General features: G+C 65.5%; 20 protein-coding genes. 13 read left to right on the top strand and 7 right to left on the bottom strand.

All coding sequences use genetic code 11. The features are described 5' to 3' along the window. The first annotated feature begins 40 nt into the window (after positions 1-40). From leuS to C8J30_RS03455, 5 genes are read left to right on the top strand one after another with little or no spacing between them, the layout of a single operon-like run. Positions 41-2,683: a leucine--tRNA ligase gene (gene leuS, locus C8J30_RS03435; protein WP_110804339.1), complete on the top strand. Its 2,643-nt coding sequence runs from the start codon at positions 41-43 to the stop codon at positions 2,681-2,683. Continuing rightward, positions 2,670-3,164: an LPS assembly lipoprotein LptE gene (gene lptE, locus C8J30_RS03440; RefSeq protein WP_110804340.1), complete on the top strand. Its 495-nt coding sequence runs from the start codon at positions 2,670-2,672 to the stop codon at positions 3,162-3,164. Before leuS ends, lptE begins: the two co-directional genes overlap by 14 nt. Next, complete coding sequence (holA, locus tag C8J30_RS03445) at positions 3,161-4,189, top strand: DNA polymerase III subunit delta (RefSeq protein ID WP_110804341.1); 1,029 nt, start codon at positions 3,161-3,163, stop codon at positions 4,187-4,189. The genes lptE and holA overlap by 4 nt, the downstream gene beginning before the upstream one ends. Next, the gene (locus C8J30_RS03450; RefSeq protein WP_110804697.1) at positions 4,189-5,370 is read left to right on the top strand and encodes a TIGR03862 family flavoprotein; all 1,182 of its coding nucleotides are present in this window, start codon (positions 4,189-4,191) and stop codon (positions 5,368-5,370) included. Before holA ends, C8J30_RS03450 begins: the two co-directional genes overlap by 1 nt. Before the next feature lie 49 nt (positions 5,371-5,419). Then, complete coding sequence (locus C8J30_RS03455) at positions 5,420-6,655, top strand: MFS transporter (RefSeq protein ID WP_110804342.1); 1,236 nt, start codon at positions 5,420-5,422, stop codon at positions 6,653-6,655. Here C8J30_RS03455 and C8J30_RS03460 read toward each other — a convergent pair. Further along, positions 6,643-7,479, bottom strand: coding sequence for an SDR family oxidoreductase (locus C8J30_RS03460; RefSeq protein ID WP_110804343.1), 837 nt, complete (start codon positions 7,477-7,479; stop codon positions 6,643-6,645). The two genes, C8J30_RS03455 and C8J30_RS03460, sit on opposite strands and share 13 nt — an antisense overlap. 76 nt (positions 7,480-7,555) lie before the next feature. Between C8J30_RS03460 and C8J30_RS03465 the strand changes: the two genes are divergently transcribed. The 5 genes from C8J30_RS03465 (at position 7,556) to C8J30_RS03485 (ending at position 13,008) form a co-directional block, all read left to right on the top strand. Beyond that, positions 7,556-9,358, top strand: a complete 1,803-nt coding sequence (locus C8J30_RS03465; RefSeq protein WP_110804344.1) for an adenine deaminase — start codon at positions 7,556-7,558, stop codon at positions 9,356-9,358. Beyond that, positions 9,355-10,830 carry an AMP nucleosidase gene (locus C8J30_RS03470; RefSeq protein WP_110804345.1) on the top strand — a complete coding sequence of 492 codons (1,476 nt, stop codon included), beginning with the start codon at positions 9,355-9,357 and terminating at the stop codon, positions 10,828-10,830. Before C8J30_RS03465 ends, C8J30_RS03470 begins: the two co-directional genes overlap by 4 nt. Positions 10,831-10,975: 145 nt before the next feature. Then, the gene (locus tag C8J30_RS03475; RefSeq protein ID WP_013065996.1) at positions 10,976-11,263 is read left to right on the top strand and encodes an HU family DNA-binding protein; all 288 of its coding nucleotides are present in this window, start codon (positions 10,976-10,978) and stop codon (positions 11,261-11,263) included. 194 nt (positions 11,264-11,457) lie between these two features. Beyond that, entirely contained in the window at positions 11,458-12,321 is an 864-nt protein-coding gene (locus C8J30_RS03480) for a DMT family transporter (protein WP_110804346.1), read from the top strand. 3 nt (positions 12,322-12,324) lie between these two features. Beyond that, positions 12,325-13,008, top strand: coding sequence for an NnrU family protein (locus C8J30_RS03485; RefSeq protein ID WP_110804347.1), 684 nt, complete (start codon positions 12,325-12,327; stop codon positions 13,006-13,008). Between the two features lie 18 nt (positions 13,009-13,026). Here the strand turns inward: C8J30_RS03485 and C8J30_RS03490 are convergent, their stop codons facing one another. From C8J30_RS03490 to dapD, 4 genes are all read right to left on the bottom strand, one after another. Next, positions 13,027-14,286: a lytic murein transglycosylase gene (locus tag C8J30_RS03490; RefSeq protein ID WP_110804348.1), complete on the bottom strand. Its 1,260-nt coding sequence runs from the start codon at positions 14,284-14,286 to the stop codon at positions 13,027-13,029. A gap of 79 nt (positions 14,287-14,365) precedes the next feature. Then, positions 14,366-14,719, bottom strand: a complete 354-nt coding sequence (locus C8J30_RS03495; RefSeq protein ID WP_110804349.1) for a hypothetical protein — start codon at positions 14,717-14,719, stop codon at positions 14,366-14,368. A gap of 13 nt (positions 14,720-14,732) precedes the next feature. Further along, positions 14,733-14,987, bottom strand: coding sequence for a hypothetical protein (locus C8J30_RS03500; protein WP_110804350.1), 255 nt, complete (start codon positions 14,985-14,987; stop codon positions 14,733-14,735). A 2-nt stretch (positions 14,988-14,989) separates the two neighbouring features. Beyond that, on the bottom strand, positions 14,990-15,817 hold the full coding sequence (dapD, locus tag C8J30_RS03505; RefSeq protein WP_110804351.1) for a 2,3,4,5-tetrahydropyridine-2,6-dicarboxylate N-succinyltransferase: 828 nt from the start codon (positions 15,815-15,817) through the stop codon (positions 14,990-14,992). Positions 15,818-15,895: 78 nt separating this feature from the next. Here dapD and C8J30_RS03510 point away from each other — a divergent pair, with 78 nt between their 5' ends. Continuing rightward, positions 15,896-16,720 carry an LOG family protein gene (locus C8J30_RS03510; RefSeq protein ID WP_110804352.1) on the top strand — a complete coding sequence of 275 codons (825 nt, stop codon included), beginning with the start codon at positions 15,896-15,898 and terminating at the stop codon, positions 16,718-16,720. An 85-nt stretch (positions 16,721-16,805) separates the two neighbouring features. On the opposite strand, the gene rlmN is transcribed toward C8J30_RS03510, so the two are convergent. Next, complete coding sequence (gene rlmN, locus C8J30_RS03515; protein WP_110804353.1) at positions 16,806-17,987, bottom strand: 23S rRNA (adenine(2503)-C(2))-methyltransferase RlmN; 1,182 nt, start codon at positions 17,985-17,987, stop codon at positions 16,806-16,808. 136 nt (positions 17,988-18,123) lie between these two features. Here rlmN and C8J30_RS03520 point away from each other — a divergent pair, with 136 nt between their 5' ends. Next, the gene (locus C8J30_RS03520; RefSeq protein WP_110804354.1) at positions 18,124-19,107 is read left to right on the top strand and encodes a Hint domain-containing protein; all 984 of its coding nucleotides are present in this window, start codon (positions 18,124-18,126) and stop codon (positions 19,105-19,107) included. Between the two features lie 18 nt (positions 19,108-19,125). On the opposite strand, the gene C8J30_RS03525 is transcribed toward C8J30_RS03520, so the two are convergent. Next, positions 19,126-19,650, bottom strand: coding sequence for an invasion associated locus B family protein (locus tag C8J30_RS03525; RefSeq protein ID WP_110804355.1), 525 nt, complete (start codon positions 19,648-19,650; stop codon positions 19,126-19,128). Between the two features lie 163 nt (positions 19,651-19,813). Here C8J30_RS03525 and C8J30_RS03530 point away from each other — a divergent pair, with 163 nt between their 5' ends. After that, positions 19,814-20,803 carry an asparaginase gene (locus tag C8J30_RS03530; protein ID WP_110804356.1) on the top strand — a complete coding sequence of 330 codons (990 nt, stop codon included), beginning with the start codon at positions 19,814-19,816 and terminating at the stop codon, positions 20,801-20,803. Positions 20,804-20,946 lie beyond the last annotated feature (143 nt).

The raw sequence follows: 20,946 nt of genomic DNA on the forward strand, positions 1-20,946 counted from the left end.
CGGTGTAGCAAACCGCGACCGATGACGAACGAGGGGCCAGATGTCGCGTTACGAGCCGAGCCAGAGCGAAAAGAATTGGCAAGCCGCCTGGGAGGCGGAGGGCGTCTTCACCGCGCGGCGCGATCCCGCAAAGCCGAAATATTACGTGCTCGAGATGTTCCCCTATCCGTCGGGACGCATCCACATGGGCCATGTGCGCAACTACACCATGGGCGACGTGGTGGCGCGGTATAAAATGTCCTGCGGATTCAGCGTCTTGCATCCGATGGGCTGGGACGCTTTCGGGATGCCCGCGGAAAACGCCGCGATGGAGCGGGGCGGCCATCCGAAGGATTGGACCTATTCGAACATCGCCGACATGCGCGCGCAGATGAAGCCGCTTGGTCTCTCGATCGACTGGAGCCGCGAGTTTGCCACCTGCGACCCGGAATATTACGGCCAGCAGCAGGCGATGTTCCTTGATATGCTCGACGCCGGTCTCGTCTATCGCAAGAATGCGGTGGTGAACTGGGACCCGGTCGACATGACGGTTCTGGCGAACGAACAGGTCGAGGACGGGCGCGGCTGGCGCTCGGGCGCCTTGGTCGAGCGCAAGGAACTGACGCAGTGGTTCTTCAAGATCTCGGATTACGCGGGCGAGTTGCTCGCGGCGCTCGATGGTCTGAAGGACTGGCCGGAAAAGGTGCGGCTGATGCAGGCGAACTGGATCGGCCAGTCGCGCGGGCTGCAATTCAGCTTCGACACCGTCGATGCGCCCGAGGGATTCGGCCAGATCGAGGTCTACACGACCCGGCCTGACACGCTGATGGGGGCCAGCTTCGTCGGCATCTCGCCCGACCATCCGCTGGCGAAAGTGCTGGAAGCGGCGAACCCGGAAATGGCCGAGTTCATCGCCCAATGCCGCAAGGGCGGCACCACCGAGGAAGCGATCGAAACCGCCGAGAAGATCGGTCTGGATACCGGGATTCGCGTCAAGCATCCGCTTGATCCGGCTTGGGAATTGCCGGTCTGGATCGCAAACTTCATCCTCATGGATTACGGCACCGGCGCGATCTTCGGCTGCCCGGCGCATGATGCGCGCGACTTCGAATTCGCCACGAAATACGCCCTGCCGATCAACCCGGTCTTCGTTGCGCAAGGCGCCGAAGAAGCGGCGTTGACGGAAGCTTTCGTGCCGATGAAATCGGAAACCGTCCACTACATCCGCGGCTTTGCCGGGGCGGAAGTGCAGACCGGCGAAGAGGGCGTGGCCACCGCCATCGCCGTGGCAGAATCGCAAGGCTGGGGCACCGGCGTCACGAAATACCGCCTGCGCGACTGGGGGCTTTCCCGTCAGCGCTACTGGGGCTGCCCGATTCCCGTCGTGCATTGCGCCGCCTGCGGTGTCGTGCCCGAGAAGAAGGAAAACCTGCCGATCCGGCTGCCCGATGATGTCACCTTCGACAAGCCGGGCAACCCGCTCGACCGGCACCCGACCTGGCGCGATTGCAGCTGCCCGAAATGTGGTGCCCCCGCCCGGCGCGAAACCGACACGATGGACACCTTCGTCGATTCGTCCTGGTATTACGCGCGCTTCACTGCGCCCCATGCCACCACGCCGACCGTGGCCGAGGATGCCGACTACTGGATGAACGTCGATCAATATATCGGCGGCATCGAGCATGCGATTCTGCACCTGCTCTATTCGCGCTTCTTCGCCCGTGCGATGGCGAAGACCGGGCACCTGCCCGCGAAAGCGATCGAGCCCTTCGACGCGCTTTTCACCCAAGGCATGGTGACGCACGAGATCTACCTGACCCGCGACGCCAATGGCCGTCCGGTCTATCACCTCCCAGAAGAGGTTCATGTCTTCAACGCTGGGCCACTTCGCCTTGCGCTAGAACGCGCGAAATTCCCAAACCTTAACTTGGAAGAACTGACCGAGGGAGAGCTGTTTATCAAATACCAGTCTCAACCTGAAAACCGGCGAGTAAGCGTCATCCCCTCGGCCAAGATGTCGAAGTCGAAGAAGAACGTCGTCGATCCGATGAACATCATCGCGCAATTCGGCGCCGATACCGCGCGCTGGTTCGTGATGTCGGACAGCCCGCCCGAGCGTGACGTGGAATGGACCGCTTCGGGGGCCGAGGCCGCCTGCAAGCACCTGACCCGGGTCTGGAACCTGTGCGACCGTATCGCCTCCCTGCCCGCCGACCTGCCGCCCCGCGAAGACGAGGCGCTGCTGCGCGCGATGCACCGGGCGATTGCCGATGTGACCTTCTCGATCGAGAATTTCGCTTTCAACAAGGCGATTGCGAAGCTTTACGAATTCACCAACACGCTGGCGAAATCGGATGCGTCGAAACCGGTGCGGCAACAGGCGATGCGCACGCTTGCCCAGCTGATGGCGCCGATGACGCCGCACCTGGCCGAGGATGTCTGGGCGCAGCAGGGCGGCGAGGGGCTCGTTGTGCGCGCGCCCTGGCCGAAGGCCGATCCGGCGATGCTGATCGAGGATACCGTCACGCTGCCGATTCAGATCAATGGCAAGCGCCGCGGCGAAGTGGTCGTGCCGAAAGACATGCCCGCTTCCGAGGTTGAAAAGCTCGTGCTGGCGGACGAGACTGTGATCAAGGTTCTGGCCGGTGGCCAGCCGAAAAAGCTCATCGTCGTCCCGGGGCGTATCGTCAATGTGGTCGTCTGACCGTCGGTCCTTTCTGCTTCTGATCAGCGCTGCGGCCCTCTCGGGCTGCGGCTTCACCCCGGCCTTCGGGCCGAAGGGCGGCGCGACCGGACTTCTGGGCCGCGTCGAAACCGACATGCCGCAAACACCCGACGATTTCGCGCTGGTGCGGCGGTTGTCGGAACGGCTCGGCCCGGTCGAAAAGGCGCGGTATCGGCTGTCTTACACCGTCACGACCGACGTGCTCGGGCAGGCGATCACGCCCGAAGGGGCGACGACGCGCTATTCGCTGACCGGGCAGGTCGATTACACGCTGCATGACAGTCGCTCGGATGCCGTGCTGCTGGCGGGCAAGGTGAGCAGCTTCACCTCGTGGTCGGCCTCTGGCTCGGTGGTCGCGACCTCCTCGGCCGAGGATGACGCCCATCGCCGCCTGATGCGGATGCTCGCCGATCAGATCGTCACCCGTCTGCTGGCGCAGGCGAGCACGCTGCCGAAATGAAGCTGACCGGCATCGCCGCGACGCGCTATTTCGGCAAACCCGATCCGGCGCGGCTCGGGCTTCTGATCTATGGCGCCGATGCGATGCGGGTCGCCCTGCGGCGGCAAGAGGTCATCGCGGCGCTGATCGGCCCCGAGGGCGAGGCCGAGATGCGGCTGACCCGGCTTTCGGGCGCCGATCTGCGCAAGGATGCCTCACAGGTGATCGACGGCATCAAGGAGATCGGGTTCTTTCCCGGTCCGCGCGTGGTCTTTGTCGAAGAAGCCACCGACACCACCGCCCCGGCCTTCGACGCCGCAGTGAAGGCTTGGACGCATGGCGATGCGCAGATCATCGTCACGGCAGGCGGGCTGACCGCGAAATCTGCGCTGCGCAAGATCTTCGAGAATCACCCGAACGCCTATGCGATCGGGATTTATGACGATCCGCCGAGCCGCGAAGAGATCGAGGAGATCCTGAAAAAGGCCGGGCTGCGGACCATCCCGAACGAGACGATGACCGATGTTTTGGCGTTGTCGAAGGCGCTTGATCCGGGCGATTTTCGCCAGACGATCGAAAAGATCGCGCTTTACAAACATGGGGATAGCAGCCCCCTGACCCCGGCCGAGGTGGCGCTTTGCGCCCCCACGACAGTCGAAGCGGAGATCGACGAAGTGCTGGAACTGGTGGCTGACGGGCGGCCCTTGGATCTGGCGCGGATGATGCGCCGGATCGAAGGACAGGGCGTGCAGCCGGTGACGCTGGCGATCATGGCGACCCGGCATTTCCGCACCTTGCACATGGCGGCCTCGGACCCCGGCGGGGCCGGGGCGGGCATCGGCAAGCTGCGTCCGCCGGTCTTTGGCCCGCGCCGCGACGTGTTGCAGCGGCAGGCGAGCCGCTGGGGGATGATGCGACTCGAAGAGGCGCTGAAGGTGCTGATCGAGGCTGACCTCACGTTGCGTTCGGCCTCCAAGGCGCCGCAGATGGCGGTGATCGAACGGGCCTTGATGCGGCTGGCTTCGATGGCGGCGAAGCTCGGATGATGCAGGCGCTGGTGATTGGCGGCGGTCCGGCCGGGATGATGGCGGCCGAGGAACTGGCCCGTGCGGGCATCCGGGTCATTCTGGCCGAAGCGAAGCCGACCTTGGCGCGGAAATTCCTGATGGCGGGGAAATCCGGGTTGAACCTGACCCGCGACGAGCCTTTGGCGCAGTTTCTCGACGCCTATTCCCCCGACTGGATTCGCCCGCATGTGGCCGGTTTCGGCCCCGAGGGGGTGAAGGACTTCGCCCGCGGACTTGGGCTCGATCTCTTCACCGGCTCGACGGGGCGGGTGTTTCCGGTCGAAATGAAAGCCTCGCCGATGCTGCGGCTTTGGGCGCGACGGCTGGCCGATCTGGGGGTGGAGGTCCGCACGCGCTGGCGCTGGACCGGCTTTGCGAACGACGCTTTCGCCTTTGACACGCCCGACGGACCGAAGCTGCTGACCCCCAAGGTGACCGTTCTGGCGCTTGGCGGCGCAAGCTGGCCGCGGCTTGGCTCGGATGCCGCCTGGGTGCCGTGGCTGGCCGAGAAAGGCGTGAGCCTTGCCCCGTTCAAACCCGCGAACATGGGGCTGGTGGTGGAGTGGTCTCCCCACATGGCCGCGCACCTGGGCCAGCCGGTGAAAGGCGCGGCGCTGATCACGCCGGATCACACAAGCCGGGGCGAATTCGTGCTGTCCGCCCGGGGGCTCGAAGGCGGCGGCATCTATGCGATTGCCGCGCGGGTGCGGGATGGGGCGCCTTTGTCGCTCGACCTTGCGCCCGATCTGCGGCTCGATGACATCGCGCATCGGCTGAGCCGCACGCCTGCGCGCGACAGCCTGCCCAATCGGCTGCGCAAGGCGCTGCGGCTCGATCCGGTGAAACTCGCCCTGCTGCAGGAATGGGGCCGCCCGCTGCCCTCCGATCCGCTGGCGCTCGCCCGCAAGCTGAAAGCGCTCCCCGTGCGCCATCTGGGCCCGCGCCCCTTGACCGAGGCGATTTCCTCGGCGGGCGGCATTGCCGAGACCGCCCTGACCGACGGTCTTGAACTGACGGCCCTGCCCGGGGTCTTTGCCGCGGGCGAGATGCTGGATTGGGAGGCGCCGACGGGCGGATACCTCCTGACCGGTTGCCTTGCCACGGGCCGCATCGCGGGGCAGGCGGCGGCGCGATTGTTCGGGGCACAATCGACAGATTGACGCAGCCCCCCGCGCATGGCGAACTGGCCCCCTTGCGAGGGAGACGCAGATGACCCAGACCCGCCTGATCACCCCCGTCCTTGTGGGCGGTGCCATCATCTTGATGCTTGGCTTCGCCATCCGGGCCTCGTTCGGGGTGTTCCAGATCCCGATCGCCACCGAATTCGGCTGGCCGCGGGCGGAGTTTTCGCTCGCCATCGCGATCCAGAACCTCGCCTGGGGGATCGGGCAACCGATCTTCGGCGCGATTGCCGAACGCTTCGGCGACCGCAAGGCGATCGTGCTGGGCGCGCTGCTCTATGCGCTCGGTCTGGTGCTGTCGGCCTTTGCCACCCAGCCCTGGCAACATGATCTGCTGGAAATCTTCGTCGGCTTCGGCATTGCCGGGACCGGCTTTGGCGTGATCCTGGCCGTCGTCGGCCGCGCCGCCTCGGCCGAGAATCGCTCGCTGACGCTGGGCATCGCCACTGCCGCGGGCTCGGCAGGTCAGGTCTTCGGCGCGCCGGTGGCCGAGGCGCTGCTCAGCCACTTCCCGTGGCAGACCGTCTTCGTGATCTTCTCGGTCACGATCCTTGCCGCGATGGCCGCCCTGCCGCTTCTGCGCAGCCCCGCCCGCGCCGCGCACCATGGCACAAGCGAGCCGATGGGCACGGTCTTGAAACGGGCCCTGCGGGACCCGTCCTTCACCCTGATCTTCCTTGGCTTCTTTTCCTGCGGCTATCAGCTCGCCTTCATCACCGCGCATTTCCCCGCGATGGTGACCGAGATGTGCGGCGCCGTTCCGCCCGGATCGCTGCTGGCGGCAATCGGCATTCAAAGCCTGTCCACCCTTGGCGCCGTGGCGATCTCGCTCATTGGTCTGGCCAATATCGCAGGCACGATCTTTGCGGGCTGGGCCGGGCGGCACTATTCGAAGAAATATGCGCTCGCCATCGTTTACCTGCTGCGCACGATCGCCGCTGCCGCCTTCATCCTGGTGCCGATGACGCCCGCGACGGTGCTGGTGTTCTCGCTCGTGATGGGGGCGTTGTGGCTGGCGACGGTGCCGCTGACCTCGGGCCTGATCGCCGAGATTTACGGGCTGCGCTACATGGGCACGCTTTATGGCGTCGTCTTCTTTTCGCATCAGGTCGGCGCGTTTCTGGGCGTCTGGCTGGGCGGGCGGCTTTACGACATCTCGGGCGATTACACGCTGGTCTGGTGGGTCGGCGTCGGCATGGGGGCGTTCTCGGCGCTCGTCCACCTGCCGGTGAAAGAGCGCCCGCTGATCGCTCAACCGGCCTGAAGCATCGCTTCCAAACCGGACCGGAACTCGGGGTAGCGCAGGCTCACCCCGAGTTCCGTCTTGATCCGGTCGTTCCGCACCCGCTTGTTTTCGGCATAGAAACTGGCCGCCATCGGGGTCATGCTGGCGGGGTCAAAGGGCACCTCGGGCGGGCGGGGCAGGCCCAGAAGCTCGGCCGCATAGGCCAGCACATCCTCGGGCGGCGAGGGCGCGTCGTCGCAGACGTTGTAGACCCGCCCGGGGTTCGGGTGCGCGATCGAGGCCGCCAGAACCTGCGCGATGTCCTCGACATGGATGCGCGAGAACACCTGTCCGGGCTTCAGGATCAGCCGCGCGGTGCCGTCCCGGACCTTCTCGAACGGGCCACGGCCGGGGCCGTAAATCCCGGCAAGGCGGAAGATATGCAGCGGCAATCCCAGCGCCTGCCAAGCCGCTTCGGCCGCCACCCGCTGCACGCCGCGCGTGGTCGAGGGGGTCAGGGGCGTGTCTTCATCCACCCAGCCGCCGCCATGATCGCCATAGACGCCGACGGTCGAAAGATACCCCACCCAGCGCAAATGCTGCGCCGCAGCAATTTCATTTCGCTGCGCAGCGAGAACCGGGTCGCCAGAGCCATCGGGGGCCACGGAAGTGAGCAGATGCGTGGCTTCCGCCAGCGGCAACGGCCCCCCCGTCCACACCAGCGGCTCCACCCCTTCGGCTCGAAGCATTTCCGCTTTCACGGCGCTGCGCGTCGTCGCGATGATCCGCCAGCCCGCGGGCAAAAGCAGCCGGGCCAGCGCTCGCGCGGAATAGCCGTGACCGATCGACAGCAGCGTTTTCATGGGTTTCTCCTTCGCCTCGCACCCTAGTCATCACGTCGTCACTTGCGAAGGGCAAAAAGCTCTGGCACCTTTGGTCATGGAACATATGACATCTCTCAAAACCTGGCCCGAGGCCGCGCCGCGTCTGATTGCCGTCGCCGCGGGCAGAGCACCCGCCGATTGCGTGATCCGGCAGGGCAAATGGGTCAACGTCCAAAGCCGCGAAGTGCTGGACGGTTACGACATCGCGATTGCCGAGGGGCGTTTCGCCGCCATCGCCCCGGATCTGAGCTCGGCCATCGGGCCCGAGACAAGGGTGATCGAGGCGCAGGGCCGCTACATGATCCCCGGTCTCGTCGATGGTCACATGCATGTCGAAAGCGGCATGCTGACGCCCGCGGAATTTGCCGCCGCCGTGATCCCGCATGGCACGACGACGATGTTCACCGACCCGCATGAAATTGCCAATGTGCTGGGTCTGGCGGGCGTGCGGATGATGCATGACGAGGCGATGCTGCAGCCCGTCAGCATCTTCACCCAGATGCCCTCTTGCGCGCCCTCGGCGCCGGGGCTGGAGACGACGGGCTTTGAAATCACCCCCGAGGATGTGGCCAAGGCGATGTCCTGGCCCGGCATCATCGGTCTGGGCGAGATGATGAACTTTCCCGGCGTCATTGGCGCCGATGCCAAGATGCTGGCCGAGATCGCGGCCGTGCAGAGGGCGGGGAAAACCGTGGGCGGGCATTATGCCAGCCCCGATCTGGGCGCGCCGTTCCGCGCCTATGCCGCGGGCGGTCCGGCCGATGACCATGAGGGCACCTGCGAAGACGACGCCGTGGCCCGGGTCCGGCAAGGGATGCGGGCGATGCTGCGGCTCGGCTCGGCCTGGTATGATGTCGAAAGCCAGATCACCGCGGTGACGAAGCGCGGGCTCGATCCGCGTAATTTCATCCTATGCACCGACGATTGCCATTCCGGCACGCTGGTCCACGAAGGCCACATGAACCGCGTCTATCGCCATGCCGTCGCCTGCGATTGCGATCCGCTGATCGCGCTGCAGATGTGCACGGTGAACACGGCGAGCCACTTCGGGCTGGAACGGGAATTGGGCTCCATTGCGCCGGGTCGGCGGGCGGATGTGATCCTGACCTCGGATCTGGTCGCCCTGCCGGTCGAGATGGTGATCGCGCGGGGCGAAGTGGTGGCCGAGAACGGCACCCTGAAAGTCGCCTGCCCGCATTACGACTGGCCCGACAGCGCGCGTCAGACCGTGCATCTGGGCAAGCACCTCGCGCCTGCGGATTTCGCGATTCCCGCCCCCGAGGGCGCGAATACGGTGACCGCCAAGGTGATCGGCGTCGTTGAAAATCAGGCGCCGACGAAGGCGCTGACCGCGGAATTGGCGGTCATGGATGGGCTGGCGCAGCCGGATGAAATGAAAGACGTGGCGCAGATCGCGCTGGTCGAGCGGCACCGCGGCACGGGCAAGGTGGTGAACGGCTTCGTCTCGGGCTTTGGCTACAAGGGCTCGATGGCCATCGGCTCGACCGTCGCGCATGACAGCCACCACATGATTGTGGTGGGCACCGACCGCGCCGCGATGGCCGCCGTCGCCAACCGTCTGGGCGAGATGGGCGGCGGCATCAGCGTCTGGAAAGACGGCGCCGAGCTGGCCGCCGTACCCTTGCCGATTGCCGGGCTGATGTCCGACGACCCCGCCGCCGAGGTCGCCGCCCGTGCCGCGGCGATGGTCAAGGCGATGGCCGACTGCGGCTGCACGCTGAACAACGCCTATATGCAGCACTCGCTGCTGGCCCTGGTGGTGATCCCGGAAATCCGCATTTCCGACCTTGGCCTTGTCGATGTGACGAAATTCCAACTGACCGAGCTTTTCGCATGAATGATCCCGTCACGATCCTGACCCCGCCGCCCTCGGCGCATGACACCTTCACCGATCCGGCCGCTGCCGTGGCCCGGCTCGAACAGCTCTACGCCGAGGCGACAAGCTTCCTGTTGCAAAAGTTCAACGAGGTGCTGGCCAATGGCGACGCCGACACGCGCTTTCGCGCCTTCTACCCCGAGGTGCGGATCACCGTCACCTCGCACCTCAAGGCCGACAGCCGTCTGAGCTTCGGCCATGTGTCGTCCCCGGGCACCAAGGTGGCGACGATCACAAGGCCCGATCTGTTCCGGAACTACCTGACGCAGCAGATCGGGCTGTTGATGCGCAACCATGGGGTTCCGGTGACGGTCGGGCCGTCTTCGACCCCGATCCCGGTGCATTTCGCCGTGGCAGGGCAACCCGAGGTGACGATCCCGCAGGAAGGCGCGCTGACGATCTCGCTGCGCGATGTCTTCGACGTGCCGTCCCTGGAAAGCATGAACGACGACATCGTGAACGGCACGGCGAAGCCGAACCCGGATGGCTCGGGGCATCTGGCGCCCTTTACCGCGCAGCGGGTGGATTACTCGCTCGCGCGGCTGTCGCATTACACAGCGACCGCGCCCGAGCATTTCCAGAACCATGTGCTGTTCACCAACTACCAGTTCTACGTCGACGAATTCGAGAAGGTCGCGCGGCAGATGCTGGCCGATCCGGCGCAGGGCTACACAAGTTTCGTCGCGCCGGGGAATGTGGAAATCACCACCGCCGATGGCGTGATCCCGCCGCTCGCAAAGCTGCCGCAGATGCCGACCTATCACCTGAAGCGGCCGGACGGGAACGGCATTACGCTGGTCAATATCGGCGTCGGGCCGTCGAATGCGAAGACAGCGACCGACCATATCGCCGTGCTGCGGCCGCATGCCTGGCTGATGGTCGGCCATTGTGCAGGGCTGCGCAACTCGCAGAGCTTGGGCGATTTCGTTCTGGCCCATGCCTACCTGCGCGAAGACCATGTTCTGGATGACGATCTGCCGGTCTGGGTGCCGATCCCGGCCCTGGCCGAGGTGCAGGTGGCGCTGCAGGAAGCCGTGGCCGAGATCACGCAGCTCGAGGGCTACGAGTTGAAGCGGATCATGCGCACGGGCACCGTGGCGACGATCGACAACCGCAACTGGGAATTGCGCGATCAATCCGGCCCGGTGCAGCGGCTGAACCAAAGCCGGGCCGTCGCGCTCGACATGGAAAGCGCGACCATCGCCGCGAACGGCTTCCGGTTCCGGGTTCCCTACGGCACGCTGCTCTGCGTTTCGGACAAACCCTTGCATGGCGAACTCAAGCTGCCGGGCATGGCGACCGAGTTTTACCGCACTCAGGTGGCCAGTCATCTGCTCATCGGCGTGCGCGCGATGGAGAAGCTTCGGGCCATGCCGCTGGAGCGGATCCACAGCCGGAAACTGCGCTCTTTCGACGAAACAGCCTTCCTTTGATGCGCTGCCTTGACGCCGGGAAAATCGGCAAAACTCGCCCGAAAAGGCTTGCCATGCTGGAAAAAACGGTGTGTTAGAGGGCGCATCAAACCGTGCAGACGGATCAAGATAGCCCCGCCCACCGGGGCATATGAGAGGAAGACCCATGTCGAAACCGATGACCAAGACCCAGCTGGTGGCCGCGCTTGCCGAAGCCATGGGGTCGGACAAGAAAACCGCGACCGCCGCCATCGACGCCATCGCCGATGTCGTGACGAAGGAAGTCGCGGCGGGCGGTTCGGTCACGCTGCCGGGCATCGGCAAAGTCTCGTGCAAGGCCCGTCCGGAGCGTCAGGTGCGCAACCCCGCCACCGGCGAGACGATGATGAAACCGGCTGACAAGCAGGTGAAAGTGACGATCGCCAAAGCCCTCAAGGACAGCGTCAACGTCTGATCCCCTGAGGCCCCCGCAAGGGTGCTGACGTATTTGGGCCGCTCTGCTTCGCAGGGCGGCCTTCTTCTTGGGCACCGGGCCTGCGCCAAGGCGCAGACGGAGAAATAACCTGTATCGCATACAGGTTTTGTCTTGTCCGGCCGGGGCAAATTCGGCTCTGGCTGTTCGAAATCGCACCGACGGATGGGAACAGAATGGATATTCGCGCCATAGCCATGGGCCTTGCTTTCGCGCTGATGTGGTCTTCGGCCTTTACCTCGGCGCGGATCATCGTGGCCGAGGCGCCGCCGCTGCTGGCGCTCTCGGCACGGTTCCTGATCTCGGGCGGGCTGGGCGTCGCCATTGCGTTGGCGCTGGGGCAAAGCTGGCGGCTGAGCCGGGCGCAATGGAAGGCGACGCTGATCTTCGGCATCTGCCAGAACGCGCTGTATCTGGGGCTGAATTTCGTTGCGATGCAGTGGATTCAGGCCTCGGTCGCCTCGATCGTCGCCTCGACCATGCCGCTAATGGTGGCGCTGCTCGGCCGGGTGGTCTTTGGGGACACCGTGCGCCCGCTTGGCCTTGCGGGGCTGGTGGCGGGGGTGATCGGCGTCGCCATCATCATGGGAGCGCGGCTCTCGGGCGGGGTCGATCCGGTGGGGTTGGCGCTGTGCTTCGCGGCGGCGCTGGCGCTGTCGGTGGCCACGCTTTCGGTACGCGGCGCGTCGTCGGGGGGCAATGTGCTGATGATCGTCGGGCTGCAGATGTGGGTCGGCGCCGCCGTGCTGGCTGTGGTGTCGGCTTTCACCGAAACCTGGGATGTCATGCCCTCGACCCGGCTGGTGCTGGCCTTCCTTTACACGACACTGATCCCGGGCCTTCTGGCCACCTGGATCTGGTTCAAGCTGGTGGGGCGGATCGGCGCGGTGAAGGCCGCGACCTTCCATTTCCTCAACCCGTTCTTCGGCGTCGCCATCGCGGCGCTGGTGCTGGGCGAGCGGCTCGGCCTGCTTGACCTTCTGGGCGTGATCATCATCGCGGGCGGGATTCTGGCCGTGCAATTGTCGAAACAGAGGTAAGTGATGGACTGGCTCGAATTCGCCCTTGCCGGGCTTGCCTTCCTGTCGACCCACCTGATCCCGGCCAATCCGCGGATCAAGGGGCTGCTGGTCGCCACACTCGGCCGTGCGGGCTACGGCATCGCCTTCGGCCTTCTGGCGCTGGGGCTGCTTTACTGGCTGATCGGGGCTGCCGCCCGCGCGCCCTATGTCGAGCTTTGGCCGCAAGAGGTCTGGATGCGCTGGGTCACGAATCTCGTGATGCCTGTGGTGATCCTGATTTCAAGCTATGCCATCGCTGCCCCGAACCCCTTCGCCTTCGAGGGCCGTTCGACCGGCTTCGACCCGGCGCGGCCCGGCATCGTCGGCATCACCCGGCAACCGTTCCTCTGGGCGCTGGTGCTTTGGGCGGCGGCGCATCTGCTGGTGAACGGCGATCTGGCGCACGGCATCCTGTTCGGGGTGTTCCTCGTCTTCTCGCTGATCGGCATGCGGGCGATGGAAAAGCGCCTGATCCGCCGCATCGGCGCGGCGGAATTCGGCCGTCTGGCCGCGCATACCAGCCTGATCCCCTTTGCCGCCGTCCTCAGCGGGCGCTGGCGCCCGCAGGGACACCCTTCGTTGCTCCGGCTCGGCATCGCGGTCTTCGCCTGGGCGGCGGTCTTTCACCTGCATGAGCTGGTGATCGGCCTCAGCCCGGCGCCGTGATCCGCCCGAAACACCCGCTCAACCGCCGCGCAGGCTCTCCAGCAGCTTGATCGTCACCCAGCCATTCGGCGTCATGCCGTGGGCGCGCTGGTAGTCCATCACCGCCATGATCGTGCCCGCGCCAATCAGCCCATCGGTGCCCTTGGTGTCATAGCCCTGCGCGGTCAGAAGTTGCTGCACCTCGACCTTTTCGGCATCGGTCAGCGCCCGGCCTTCGCGCGGCCACGGATGCACGAACGGCCCCTGCCCCTTCAGCCGGTCCGACAGATGGCCGACCCCCATCACATAGGCATCGGCATTGTTGTAGCGCGAAATCGCAGTGAAATTGCCAAAGATCATCAGCGCAGGCCCCTGCGGCCCGGCCGGCAGCAGGATCGAGGCGGCGCCGTAATTCGGCACCGCCCCGCCATTCACGCCCCGCACGCCCAGCGCCGCCCAGTCCGAGGGCGCCCGTTTCGTGCCCTTGCCCGCCAGCCCCACGTCGAAGCCCTCGGGCAGGCTGACCTCGACCGCCCAGGGCTGCCCCTTCGACCAGCCCGAGCGCGCAAGATAGGCGGCGGTGGAGGCCAGCGCATCGGCCGGATTGTCCGACCAGATGTCGCGCTTGCCATCGCCGGTGAAATCGACCGCGAAGGCCAGATAGGAGGTCGGGATGAACTGCGTATGCCCCATCGCCCCGGCCCAGGACCCGGTCATGTGCGCCGGGTCGATGTCTCCCGCCTGAAGGATCTTCAGCGCGCCGATCAGCTGGCCTTCGAAGAACTCGGCCCGCCGCCCGTCATGCGCCAGCGTCGCCAGCGCGGGAATGATCAGGGTGTTGCCGCGCTTGGCACCGTAGCGGCTCTCCATCCCCCAGACGGCGACGACCACTTCCTTGTCGACGCCATAGCGTGCCTCAATCTCGCGCAGCACGCCGTCATATTGTGCAAGCGCCGCCCGGCCATTCGCGATCCGCTCGTCCGAGGCCGCGCTGTCCATGTAGTCCCAAATGGGCTTCACGAACTCGGCCTGAAACTGCTGCCGCTCGATCACCTTCGGGTTATAGGGCACGTCGCGCATCGCGCGGTTCCAGGTCGCTTCGGAAATCCCCGCCGCCATCGCGCGGGGCTTGAAGCCCGCGACCCAGGCATCCATCCCCGCCTGCGTCGCCGCATCGACGGGGGGAATCTCTTCGATGGTGTTCATGGAAACGCCTCCCCGATCCAGCGGCCCGCCGCAGGCGGTCAGCGCCGAAAAAGCCAACAGGGAGAAGAGGATGGGTTTCAACGCGCGTTTCATGGCCTGCCCGACTGTTCGTTGTTTGAAAACAGTCTAGCAGGCTATGGGCAGGGCGCAAACCCGCTTGGCGGGTGTCCGCTCAGGCCTTCTCGTCGTAGAAGGGCGTCATCTGCGCGACGACGACCGAATTTTCATCCAGCGCCCGCTGCATCAGCTCCTTCTCGGCGGCGTCGATCTCGTCGCCCGCCTTTTCGCGCTCGGCCAAAGTGCCGTAGCCGGTCACATCGAGGGGCGCCATATCCGCCTGCTTCAGGATCGCCACGGTTTCCCGCACCGCCTCGGCCTCGTCGACGCCGCTGGCGTAGCACAAAAGCCCCGCCCCGGTGGAGCCCTTCGGCAACCCATCATTGGCCGAGCGCCCCACCTCGACCAGCAGCGTATAGACCTGCTGCGGGCGTTTCGCCTTTTCGGGTTTCTCGGCCGTCTCGGTCATCCTGTTTCCCTTCTCAACTGCGGCGCAAAGACCGCAGCGAGGTCACGGCCAGCCAGGCTGCGACCAGTACATAAAGCCCGATCGCCGCCCCGGGCATCCAGTCCCCGGGGGCGGCAGCCTTGGCCATTTCGCCCAGTTTGCTCAGGGCCACGGGCGTCACCAGACCGATCATCGCCAGATCGGCGACCATCAGAACGAAGCGCAGGGGCTGCGGCAGCGCGCCCTGGCGCACCGCATCCACCACCTTGGCCGCCAGCGACAAAAGCATGATCAGTCCCGCAGCAATTCGTTGATGCCGGTCTTCGAGCGGGTCTGCGCATCGACGCGCTTCACGATCACCGCGCAGTAAAGGTTGATGCCGCCCTTCGTGGGCATCGACCCCGCGACGACCACCGAATAGGGCGGCACTTCGCCATAGAAGACCTCGCCGGTCTCGCGATCAACGATCTTCGTCGACTTGCCGATGAAGACGCCCATGCCCAGAACCGAGCCCTCGCGGACGATGCAGCCCTCGACCACCTCCGAGCGCGCGCCGATGAAGCAGTTGTCCTCGATGATCGTCGGACCGGCCTGCATCGGCTCCAGCACGCCGCCGATGCCGACGCCACCCGAGAGGTGCACGTTCTTGCCGATCTGCGCGCAGGAGCCCACCGTCACCCAGGTGTCGACCATCGTGCCTTCATCGACATAGGCGCCGAGGTTGACGAAGGACGGCAGCAGCACCGCGCCCTTGGCGATATAGGCCGAGCGGCGCACGATGCAGTGCGGCACGGCGCGGAAGCCCGCGGCCTTCCATTGCGCCTCGCCCCAATGGGCGAATTTGCTGTCGACCTTGTCCCACCAGGTGCCGTTCTGCGGCCCGCCCGAATGCACTTCCATGTCCTTGACGCGGAAGCCCAGCAGCACGGCCTTTTTCGCCCATTGGTTCACATGCCAGTTGCCGTCGTCCTTCTTCTCGGCGACGCGCAGCACGCCCTTGTCGAGCGCCTCGAGCGTGGCCTCGATCGCGTCCCGCGTCTCGCCCTTGGTGTGGGGCGTGAGGGTGTCGCGAACCTCCCAGGCGGCTTCGATGGCAGCTTCGAGCATGGCGTTCGACATCGGAACGGTCCTCTTTCAAGTGGTCTTCATGGTTTTCCCCCTATAGTTGGGGAAAGCCCTTCGCGCAATGAGCAGGATATGAAAGACGAAAGCCGATCCCACCCGTTCCGTGACAGCATCATGGATGCGAAAACGGCGCAGGACATCCCCGCCACCGCGCAGACCCGCGCGCCCGCCTACAAGCTCGCCTTCACCGATGGCGGCTTCATGATGCGCGAGGAATTGCGCCCGGTGCGGTTGCAGCTGGAACTGCTGAAGCCGCAGCTGATCATGGACGAACGCGGCGTCGAAAGCACGGTGGTGCTGTTTGGCGGCGCCCGCATCCCGGAACCGGCGCAAAAAGACACCGCCAAGACCCCCATTCTGGCGGACCTCAGCCGCTATTACGACGAGGCGCGGACCTTCGCGCGGATGATGACGGAACGCTCGATGGCGGCTTACGGGCGCGAATATGTCATCTGCACCGGCGGCGGGCCGGGCGTGATGGAGGCGGGCAACCGCGGCGCCCACGAGGCCGGGGGGCAATCGATCGGGCTCAACATCGTGCTGCCGCATGAACAGGCGCCGAATGCCTATGTGACGCCGGATCTGTGCTTCAACTTCCACTATTTCGCGATCCGCAAGATGCATTTCCTGATGCGGGCGAAGGCGGTCTGCGTCTTTCCGGGCGGCTTCGGCACGCTCGACGAAATGTTCGAAACGCTGACGCTGATCCAGACCCGGCGGATGAAGCGGATTCCGCTGATCCTGTTCGGCGCCGAATTCTGGCGCCGCGTCGTCGACTGGGACTATCTGGCCGAGGCAGGCACGATCGCGCGCGAGGACATCGACCTGATCAGCTTTGTCGAAACCGCCGAGGAAGCGGTGGACGTCATCGAGACCTGGGCCAACGGCCACGCCTGAAGCCAACCGCGAAAGGGCGTATTTGGACCAAGAAGAAACATGCGGCTTCTTCTTGGTCCAAATACGCCCTTTGCGACGGCGGGGATCAGAGACCGGTTTCGGCCTCGATCTCGGCCTTCGATTTCCGCGCCCGTTCGGTGGCGGATTTGAGCTGCCCGCAGGCGGCCATGATATCCTCGCCCCGCGGCGTGCGGATCGGCGCGGCGTAACCGGCCTTGTAGACGATATCGGCAAACGCCTCGATCCGCTCCCAGTCCGAGCGCTGATAGGGCGAGCCGGGCCATTCGTTGAAGGGGATCAGGTTGATCTTCGCCGGGATGCCCTGAATGAGCTTCACCAGCCGCCGCGCGTCGGCGTCGCTGTCGTTCACATCCTTGAGCATCACATATTCAAAGGTGATCCGCTCGGAGTTCGACAGCCGCGGATAGTCGCGCAGCGCATCGAGCAGCGTCGCGATGTTCCATTTCTTGTTCACCGGCACCAGCTTGTCGCGCACGGAATCGGTGGTGGCGTGGAAGGAAATCGCCAGCAGGCAGCCGATTTCCTCGGCGGTGCGGGCAATCTCCGGCACGACACCCGAGGTGGAAAGCGTGATCCGGCGGCGGCTCAGCGTCAGGCCTTCGTTGTCCATCACGACCTGCATCGCGTCGCGGACGTTTTCGAAATTGTAGAGCGGCTCGCCCATGCCCATCAGCACGACGTTCGAGATCAGCCGCGTCTCGTCCTTCGGCGCGCCCGGCACCGGCCATTCGCCCAGATCGTCGCGCGCCACCATCACCTGACCGACGATTTCCCCCGCCGTCAGGTTGCGCACCAGTTTCTGCGTGCCGGTGTGACAGAAGGAGCAGGTCAGCGTGCAGCCCACTTGCGAGGAAATGCACAAAGTGCCGCGGTTTTCCTCGGGGATGTAGACGGCCTCGACCTCGTGACCGCCCGCGATGCGCAGAAGATATTTCCGCGTGCCATCCATCGACACCTGACAGGTCACGACCTCGGGCAGGGCAATCTCGAAATTGCGGTCGAGCAGCGCGCGGTAGTCTTTCGCCAGATTGGTCATGGCGGTGAAGTCGCGCACACCCCAGTGATAGATCCACTGCCAGACCTGACCGACCCGCATCTTCGCCTGTTTCTCGGGCGTGCCCGCGGCAATCAGCGCCGCGCGCAGCTGCTCGCGGGTCAGGCCGACAAGATTGACCTTGCCGCCCTCGGGCAGCTTGCGCGGCAGGGTCAGCACGTCTTGCGTGATCGGAGAGGTCGGCTCGGTCATGGCAGGTCCAGCGTTGGGCAAGCCGTGCATATAGGGGATTCGGCGCGGAAAACAAAGCCGGAATCCAGAACGGTTAAAGCATTCTTAGGACTGTTTTGCGAAGTTGCCCGTGCCTGTTGCCCACCCCGAACCGGTCATGGACTTTCCAGTCAGCATTCTTCAATACAACGGCTCGCTTTTGTCCGTCTCGCTTCTGTCGGCACAGCAGACCCTGCTGCTGTCGAGCTTTGGCAGCCTGACGGACGGGCTGACCTTGACCGATCTCAATGGCAAGATCTCGGTCGGCGAACTCGTTTCGGTCGGGGGCACGAACTACACCGTTCTGGGCTCGGGCACGGCGCAGCCGGGGATCAACATTCTTGGCCTCACGATCCCGACCGGCACCGCCAAGGATATGATCCTGCTGCAGGATTCCGCGCATCACATGTATTTCGTCTTTCCCGACGGGGTACCGAATGCGACGGGGATGATCGCGATGGTGATCGATGCGGCCCCGGTCGGCTATGACCCGATCACGAAGACGCAGCTGTGCCTCTGGCCCGATACGCCGATCGAAACCGTTGCCGGGCCTGTCCGGGCCGAGGATCTGACCCCCGGGATGCAGGTGCTGACGCCCGCGGGGCCGCGTCCGATCCGCTGGATCGGGCGGCGCGAGGTGCCCGCCGCAGAGGTCGCTGCCCGGGATCTGCCGATCCTCGTGCCGGTGGCGCAATTCGGGGGCGCGGCCGCAGATCCGCCGCTCAGGGTCTCGCCGCAGCATCGGCTGCGCGTCCGGCTGCGTGACGGCGAGGAGGTACTGATCGCGGCGCAGCATCTGTGCGCGCCCGAGATCTGCCGCCTGCGCGACTGTGCCTGCCGCGGGGACACGTGCAGCCCGGCCCGGCGCGACCGGGTCCACGGCGCCATCCGCTACATCTGCTTCCTGCTGGATCGGCATGCGTTGGTGCTGGCGCGCGGGCTTGCGGTCGAGACGCTGCTGCTCGGTGCACAGGTGCTGGCGCAGCATCCCGAACTGGCCACGCTTTGCCCCGAGGCGATGCTGCCCTGCCTGCCGATCCTGACCCCGGGACGGGCACGGCAAAAACAAAAAGACAGGATGCGCGTGACGCATCCCGCCTGAGCCCGGTGGGCCGTGATCTTACTTGCAGCGTTTGGACGCTTCGTCGAGCGCGGCGGTAAAGCCCATCAGCGAGAAGGTGTCCTCGGTCTTGGTGCCGCGACCCGAATGACCGGAGATCGTCACTTCGGCCCCGGATTTCAGCGCCGCGATCAGCTTGGCGTCGTCCTCGGGCGAGCCCGCCCAGGCGCCTTCGCCATTGGTGAAGAGGGTGAAGGTCGCGCCGGTGTTCACCTTCAGATCGACGGTCGAGCCATCGGCGAAGGGATATCCCGCCATGAACATCACTTCGCCAGCCTTGCCGGGGCGATAAGTGACGAAGAGCAGAATTTCCGAGCGGCGCGGTTGCACCGTTTTGCCATCCTTGGTGGCCACCGATTTTTTCGGCGGCGACACGCCCCAGCATTCCTTCGGGCTGTCTTCGACGAAGACGCTCCAGTCAGTTTTCGCGGCGACGCGGTTCGAGCTTTCCTGGGCTTGCGCGACAGGGGAAAATGCCAGCGACGCGGCGACAAACGCAGCGACGCTCGTGATGATCGTCTTCATGAAACAGCCTCCAGCTGTCTGTGCCTCTGGTCCGCCCGTGGGCTATTGGCCCTTCTTGACTGTGGCAGACCGGATTTCAACTCGATATTCCAGTGATAACGCAAAAGTGGCGTTTTGGGAAAGCCCCCCCGGCGGGTTTTCGCGCATGAAAGGAAGGAATCGCATGACGGCGGCCGCATTGATCGAGATCTGGCGCGGGGATTTGCTGGAAAGCCTGCATCACGGCCATGCGGTCGTGTGCGGGCCGCAGGGCGCGGAACTGGTCTGGGGCGAGGCCGGGGCGGTCGTGTTTCCGCGCTCGTCGTGCAAGATGGTACAGGCGCTGCCGCTGATCGAAAGCGGCGCGGCAGAGGCTGCGGGGCTCGGTCTGCGACACCTGGCGCTGTCTTGCGCCAGCCATTCCGGGGCCGCGCTGCATGTGGGCGCGGTCGGCGAGTGGCTGACGGGTCTGGGGATGGGCGAGGCCGATCTGCGCTGCGGGTCGCATCTGCCCTTTGACAAGGTCGAGGCGACGCGGCTGACCTGTTCGGACGAAAAGCCCTGCCAGTTGCACAACAATTGCTCGGGCAAGCATGCCGGGTTCCTGACGCTGAACCGGCACCTGAAGGGCGGCGCCGAATATGTCGAGATCGACCATCCGGTGCAGCGCGCGGTGCGCGCGGCCTTCGAGGAGGTGACGGGCGAGACCTCGCCGGGCTGGGGGGTCGATGGCTGCTCGGCCCCGAATTTCGCCTGCACGCTGGAAGGTCTGGCGCGGGCGATGCAGTTCTTTGCCGCCGCCCGGCCCGAGGGCGGCCTGCGCGCGGCCGCCGCGGCGCGGCTGATCGAGGCGATGACGGCTTTCCCCGAACTGGTGGCGGGAGAAAATCGTGCCTGCACGAAGCTGATGCGGGCCACGGGCGGCAAGGTCGCGGTGAAGACCGGGGCCGAGGGGGTCTTCGTCGCGATCCTGCCCGAGCAGAAGCGCGGCATCGCGTTGAAGATCACCGATGGCGCCAGCCGCGCCTCGGAAGCGGCGATCACCGCGCTTCTGGTGCATCTGGGCGCGCTGGCGCCGGATCACCCGGTGGTGGCGCAGCTGCTGCCGCCGGTCAGCAAGAACTGGCGCGGGCTCGCGACCGGAGGAATGCGGCTGGCGAAGGGGTTTTGCTGAGAAACCGACCTCGGGCCGGGCGGATCAGGAAAGGCATTGCCTTTCCCCGCCCGCGAAAGGGGCAGCCGTCACGGGACCGGTCACCGCAAGTGCGACAGAGGCCGGCGCCTGACCCGGCGGGCGAGAAGCGCCCGCCGAGGGCG

The sequence above is a fragment of the Rhodobacter viridis genome, from assembly GCF_003217355.1.
Taxonomy (GTDB): domain Bacteria; phylum Pseudomonadota; class Alphaproteobacteria; order Rhodobacterales; family Rhodobacteraceae; genus Rhodobacter; species Rhodobacter viridis.

Coding starts and splice junctions, on each gene's coding strand:
- leuS (WP_110804339.1), top strand. CDS start 41: ATGTCGCGTTACGAGCCGAGCCAGAGCGAAAAGAATTGGCAAGCCGCC.
- lptE (WP_110804340.1), top strand. CDS start 2,670: ATGTGGTCGTCTGACCGTCGGTCCTTTCTGCTTCTGATCAGCGCTGCG.
- holA (WP_110804341.1), top strand. CDS start 3,161: ATGAAGCTGACCGGCATCGCCGCGACGCGCTATTTCGGCAAACCCGAT.
- C8J30_RS03450 (WP_110804697.1), top strand. CDS start 4,189: ATGCAGGCGCTGGTGATTGGCGGCGGTCCGGCCGGGATGATGGCGGCC.
- C8J30_RS03455 (WP_110804342.1), top strand. CDS start 5,420: ATGACCCAGACCCGCCTGATCACCCCCGTCCTTGTGGGCGGTGCCATC.
- C8J30_RS03460 (WP_110804343.1), bottom strand. CDS start 7,479: ATGAAAACGCTGCTGTCGATCGGTCACGGCTATTCCGCGCGAGCGCTG.
- C8J30_RS03465 (WP_110804344.1), top strand. CDS start 7,556: ATGGAACATATGACATCTCTCAAAACCTGGCCCGAGGCCGCGCCGCGT.
- C8J30_RS03470 (WP_110804345.1), top strand. CDS start 9,355: ATGAATGATCCCGTCACGATCCTGACCCCGCCGCCCTCGGCGCATGAC.
- C8J30_RS03475 (WP_013065996.1), top strand. CDS start 10,976: ATGTCGAAACCGATGACCAAGACCCAGCTGGTGGCCGCGCTTGCCGAA.
- C8J30_RS03480 (WP_110804346.1), top strand. CDS start 11,458: ATGGATATTCGCGCCATAGCCATGGGCCTTGCTTTCGCGCTGATGTGG.
- C8J30_RS03485 (WP_110804347.1), top strand. CDS start 12,325: ATGGACTGGCTCGAATTCGCCCTTGCCGGGCTTGCCTTCCTGTCGACC.
- C8J30_RS03490 (WP_110804348.1), bottom strand. CDS start 14,286: ATGAAACGCGCGTTGAAACCCATCCTCTTCTCCCTGTTGGCTTTTTCG.
- C8J30_RS03495 (WP_110804349.1), bottom strand. CDS start 14,719: ATGACCGAGACGGCCGAGAAACCCGAAAAGGCGAAACGCCCGCAGCAG.
- C8J30_RS03500 (WP_110804350.1), bottom strand. CDS start 14,987: ATGCTTTTGTCGCTGGCGGCCAAGGTGGTGGATGCGGTGCGCCAGGGC.
- dapD (WP_110804351.1), bottom strand. CDS start 15,817: ATGTCGAACGCCATGCTCGAAGCTGCCATCGAAGCCGCCTGGGAGGTT.
- C8J30_RS03510 (WP_110804352.1), top strand. CDS start 15,896: ATGAAAGACGAAAGCCGATCCCACCCGTTCCGTGACAGCATCATGGAT.
- rlmN (WP_110804353.1), bottom strand. CDS start 17,987: ATGACCGAGCCGACCTCTCCGATCACGCAAGACGTGCTGACCCTGCCG.
- C8J30_RS03520 (WP_110804354.1), top strand. CDS start 18,124: ATGGACTTTCCAGTCAGCATTCTTCAATACAACGGCTCGCTTTTGTCC.
- C8J30_RS03525 (WP_110804355.1), bottom strand. CDS start 19,650: ATGAAGACGATCATCACGAGCGTCGCTGCGTTTGTCGCCGCGTCGCTG.
- C8J30_RS03530 (WP_110804356.1), top strand. CDS start 19,814: ATGACGGCGGCCGCATTGATCGAGATCTGGCGCGGGGATTTGCTGGAA.